General features: G+C 72.0%; 4 protein-coding genes. 2 read left to right on the top strand and 2 right to left on the bottom strand.

What is annotated here, in order from left to right; translation table 11 throughout:
* Positions 1 to 762 (top strand): acetyl-CoA C-acyltransferase (locus VM840_08355; GenBank protein HVL81587.1); only part of this gene is annotated, 762 nt, incomplete at its 5' end.
* Here VM840_08355 and VM840_08350 read toward each other — a convergent pair.
* Together VM840_08350 and VM840_08345 are read right to left on the bottom strand one after the other, a co-directional pair.
* Positions 759 to 1,988 (bottom strand): glycosyltransferase family 4 protein, encoded by a 1,230-nt coding sequence (locus tag VM840_08350; GenBank protein HVL81586.1) that lies wholly within the window; start codon positions 1,986 to 1,988, stop codon positions 759 to 761. The two genes, VM840_08355 and VM840_08350, sit on opposite strands and share 4 nt — an antisense overlap.
* Positions 1,989 to 2,032: 44 nt before the next feature.
* Entirely contained in the window at positions 2,033 to 3,265 is a 1,233-nt protein-coding gene (locus VM840_08345) for a protein kinase (protein ID HVL81585.1), read from the bottom strand.
* 100 nt (positions 3,266 to 3,365) lie between these two features.
* Between VM840_08345 and VM840_08340 the strand changes: the two genes are divergently transcribed.
* Entirely contained in the window at positions 3,366 to 4,421 is a 1,056-nt protein-coding gene (locus VM840_08340; GenBank protein HVL81584.1) for a hypothetical protein, read from the top strand.
* Positions 4,422 to 4,553 lie beyond the last annotated feature (132 nt).

Here is a 4,553-nt window from a genome sequence, read left to right as displayed (position 1 = left end):
CTGCACCCCCGGTTCGTGCAGGAGAACCCGCCGTGGAACGTCTACATGCCCATGGGGATGACCGCCGAGGTGGTGGCCGAGCGGTACGGCGTCCAGCGCGAGGAGATGGACCGGTTCGCGCAGCGCTCCCAGGAGCGGGCCGTGGCCGCACAGAAGAACGGGTTCTTCGAGAACGAGATCGCGCCCTACCCCAGGGAGGACGGCACGACCGTCGACACCGACGACGGACCGCGCCCCGACTCCACGTACGAGCGGCTCGCCTCCCTCAAGCCCGTCTTCAAGGACGACGGCGTGGTCACCGCCGGCAACGCCTGTCCGTTGAACGACGGGGCGGCCGCCGTCGTGGTCGTCTCGGAGGAGAAGGCGAAGGCGGACGGCCTCACGCCGATCGTGCGGATCCGGTCTACGGGCGTCTCGGCGCTCGACCCCTCCATCATGGGCGTGGGGCCGATCGAGGCGTGCCGTCAGGCGCTCGAGCGCGCAGGCGTGACGATCGACGACATCGACGTGATGGAGCTGAACGAGGCCTTCGCGGCACAGGTGATCCCCGTGTGCCGGGAGGTGGGGATGGACCCGTTCGACGACCGCTTCAACCCCCATGGGGGAGCGATCGCGCTGGGCCACCCCTACGGTATGACCGGCGCCCGGATCATGAACACGCTCATCAACGGGCTGCGTGCGACCGACGGAACGCTCGGGCTCGAGACGATGTGCGTGGGAGGGGGCCAGGGGATGGCGATGGTCGTCGAGCGGGTCGGCTAGCGCGAAGCCATGACCTCGCGGTAAACGTCCACCGTCTGGCTCGCCGCCTCTTCCCACGTGTAGCGGTCGAGGACGCGGGCCCGGCCGCCTCTGGCCAGGCGGGCCCGCAGGTCCGGGTCGTCGAGGAGGCGGGCGATGGCCGCCGCGATGGCATCCGGGCTCCCCGGGGGCACGTGGAGCGCGGCCTCACCGTCCGGACCCGTCACCTCGGGCAGGGCTCCTCCCGTGGTCGTGACGAGCGGGACGCCGCAGGCCATCGCCTCCACGGCCGGCAGCGAGAACCCCTCGTAGACCGATGCCACGACCACCACCTCGGCCTCGTTGTAGAGCTCGACGAGCCGGTCGGTGGTGACGGAGGACTCGAAACGCACCCATGGCTCGAGGTCGAGGCGGGAGACCGCGGCGACGGTGTCGGGGTGCGGCCGGGAGACGACCACGAGCTCGGCCTCGCGCTCCGTGCGCAGCTTCGCGACGGCCTCGATCAGGAACCTCAACCCCTTCAGCGGGAGGTCGGCGCTGACCACGGCCATGATCCGCCCCGGCACCTTGGACACGTCCGGGCGCGGAGCGAACGTCTCCTGGTCGACGCCGTTGGGGACGAGCGTGAACCGATCGGAGGGGATCCCGAAGTCCCGGACGATGTCGTCGCGCGACGCCTCTGAGACGGTCACCACACGCGGGAGCCGGCGGGCCACCCGTTTCTGCATCTCGACGAACCGGAACCAACGCGCCATCCCCGCCCGGGCCTTCGGATCGGGGATCTGGGAGAGCTGTATGTACATGTCCACGGTGATGGCGTGGTGGATGGTCGCGACGGCGGGGAGACGCCGCGCGATGGGCAGCAGCCCCCACCCCAGGCACTGGTTGTCGTGGACGACGTCGAAGCGCCAACGGCTGCGGGCGAGCCACCTCCAGGCCCGGAGGCTGAACGTGAGCGGTTCCGGGTAGACCCCGGCGCACATCACCGCGTACTCCGCCGCATCGATGACCGACCGCAGAGGTCTCTGGGGGCGGAAGGGCCGGTCCGTGTTGTACAGGTCGAGGCTGGGCAGCCGCACGAGGCCGACACCGGGCACGAGGTCGGGGTAGACGGGCCCGGACAGTACCTCGACGTGGTGACCGAGGCGGGTCAGCGCTCCGCTGAGGTTGCGGACGTAGACGCCCTGGCCCCCGGAGTGGGGCTGCCCCCGGTAGGTGAGCATCGCGATCCGGAGAGTGTCGTCCACGCCACCACCATCAGCGGGACGGATGCCGGACGGCAAGCGCGGGGTCACTGACCCGGTTGCGCCGGCGTGGCCGGCGCGACCGGGGAGACGACCGGGACGGTCGGGGTCGGGTCGGGCCGCGGCGTGGGGTCGGGCTCCGGCTCGGGCTCCGGCTCGGGCTCCGGGGTCGGTTCCGGGGTCTCCAGCTCCTCGGGCGTCCACGCCGGGGTCGGCTCGGGCGTGACGGAGGGGTCGCCCCGGAACGAGGTCACGGCGAGGAAACCGAGCAGCCAGAGCAGGGCGGCCACGCCTAGGACGATCGCGACCGTGCGGAAGGCCGACGCCCACCGGTCCGGGGGCGGCTCCGGCCTCGAGAGCACCTGCGTCGACCCTTCCGACCGGGGTATCGCCGCGGTGGCAGCCGCCCCCGCCGCGGCCGCCCCGGCCCCGGCAGCGGGTACCGCCATCGTCGAGGTCGCGTCGACGCTGGCCGCAAGCGCGCGGGCCATCTCGGCCGAGGAATCGAAGCGCTCCGCCGGACGCTTGGCGAGCCCGCGCATGACCACTGCCTCGAGAGCGGGCGGGACATCCGGACGGAACGAGCTCAGCTCGGGAGGGGGCTCCTGCTGGTGGCGGACGGCTATCGCCACCGGCGTGTCCCCCGTGAAGGGGGGCTGTCCGGCCAGGCACTGGAAGAGCACGCAGGCCACGGCGTACTGGTCCGACGCGGGCGTCGTCCCCTGCCCGGCCACCTGCTCGGGAGCCAGGTAGGCGGCCGTCCCCATCATCGTCCCGGTCTGCGTCAGGTCGATGCCGGCGTCCTGGGCTCCCTTCGCTATCCCGAAGTCGGCGACCTTCGCCGTCCCGTCGCGGGCTATCAGGACGTTGCCGGGCTTGATGTCCCGGTGGACGATCCCGCGCTCGTGCGCGTGGGCGAGCCCGGACAGCACCTGGGTACCGACCTCGACCGTCCTCGTTATGGACAGGGGTCCGAGCGTCCGCAGCGCCTCGCTGAGGGAGGTCCCCTCGACGAGCTCCATCACGATGAACGCGTCCGGACCGTCCTGCCCCGTGTCGTAGACGGTGACGATGTTCGGGTGCGAGAGCCCCCCGGCGTGACGGGCCTCCCGGCGGAACCGCTCGACGAACCGCTCGTCCGCCGCCATCTGGGGGTGGAGCAGCTTCACGGCGACCGGGCGGTCCAACTTGCGGTCCACGCCGCGGTAGACCACGGCCATGCCCCCCGAGCCCAGCCGCTCGAGCAGCTCGTAACGTCCGGCTAGGATCCGCTCGCTCATCACCACTCAACCCTCGGGGGCGACCAGCAGGCACGGTAACACCCGGGGCTCCCCCAGAGGTGGCGCAGGATTCGGCGCCGCTTGAGCGAACACGTCCCGTATGTCCCTTCGCAGCCGCTCGGGTCTGCTCCTCGTCGTCGCCCTGATCGCCGCGGTGCTGCCGGCCGGGCGGGCCTCCTCGGGCCATCATCCGATGGTCTTCGGCGTGACCATGTCGTCGTCCGACCAGTTCCCGGACGCCGAGGCGCTGGCCGGGACGCACCCTTTCGTCGCCCGGATCCCGATCACCTGGACCGATCCCCACGAGGTACAGATGGAGCGGCGGGCTCTCGCGCGTGCGGCCGCCGAGCGGGGATGGCGGGTCCTCGTGAACCTGCGGTACCGGACCACGGTCGACGACGTCGCGTCGGACGCGCTCGGGGGTTTCCGCTCCTGGGTGGGTTCCACGGTCCGCGACCTCGCCGACACCCCGCACGTCTCGTTCGAGATCAGCAACCGCCCCAACGCCACCCTTCCCGACCCCGAGTCGGATGCCCACGACCCACTGGCCCACAAGGCGCTGGTCGCCGGGGTCCTGGCCGCCACGGACGCCGTGCCCGGCTCCCGGGTGGGGTTCTCCTGGCTGGTGAGCGGGGTGGCCGTTCACGACGCGGCCTGGTGGACGGCGCTGAGGATGGCCGGCGGCGGGGTGCTGAGGGACCGGGTCTCCTTCGTGGGGCTGCAGATCTTCCCCGGCTCCCAGGGGCCGGCTACCCCCTGGGTAGCGGGCGGCCCCCGACAGCAGGTCGAGCGGATGCTCGAGGACACGCGTCTGCGCTACATGCCGATCCTGGGCCTGGGCGACGAGGTGGAGATCGTGGTGGGGGAGTTCGGCGCCCCGACCCTCCATCGGGGGCCCCCGGTCCTCACCGGGGACTGGGACGTGGAGCAGGCCCTGCAGACGCCCCTCGCCCAGCAGAGGGTCCTGCGAGCGGTAGCTGAGGCCGTCTGGACGTCCTCGGTCCATTGGGGGGTCACGGGGGCTACCTGGACGGCTCTCTCCGACCCCTCCGAGGGGTGCTTCGTCGACCGGTGCTGGGGGCTGGTGACGTCCACAGGTTCCCGGCGTCCGGCCTTCGACGAGCTTCGTTTCCACGTCGGGCTCGCCTCGCTGTAACCCGCAGCGCCCTCCGCCCGGGTGTCGGATACTCGTGATCCGATGGCGAGGGAGGAACGGGGTTGCCCGGGGCGCTGATGGCCGGTCGCCTGCCCGCTCCGCCGGCGCGTGTGCCTGCCGACTCCACCGTGG

Source organism: Actinomycetota bacterium (genome assembly GCA_035540895.1).
Taxonomy (GTDB): Bacteria; Actinomycetota; JAICYB01; order JAICYB01; family JAICYB01; genus DATLFR01.
The sequence above is the reverse complement of the archived record's forward strand: the minus strand, read 5'-3'. Positions and strand labels throughout refer to the sequence as shown.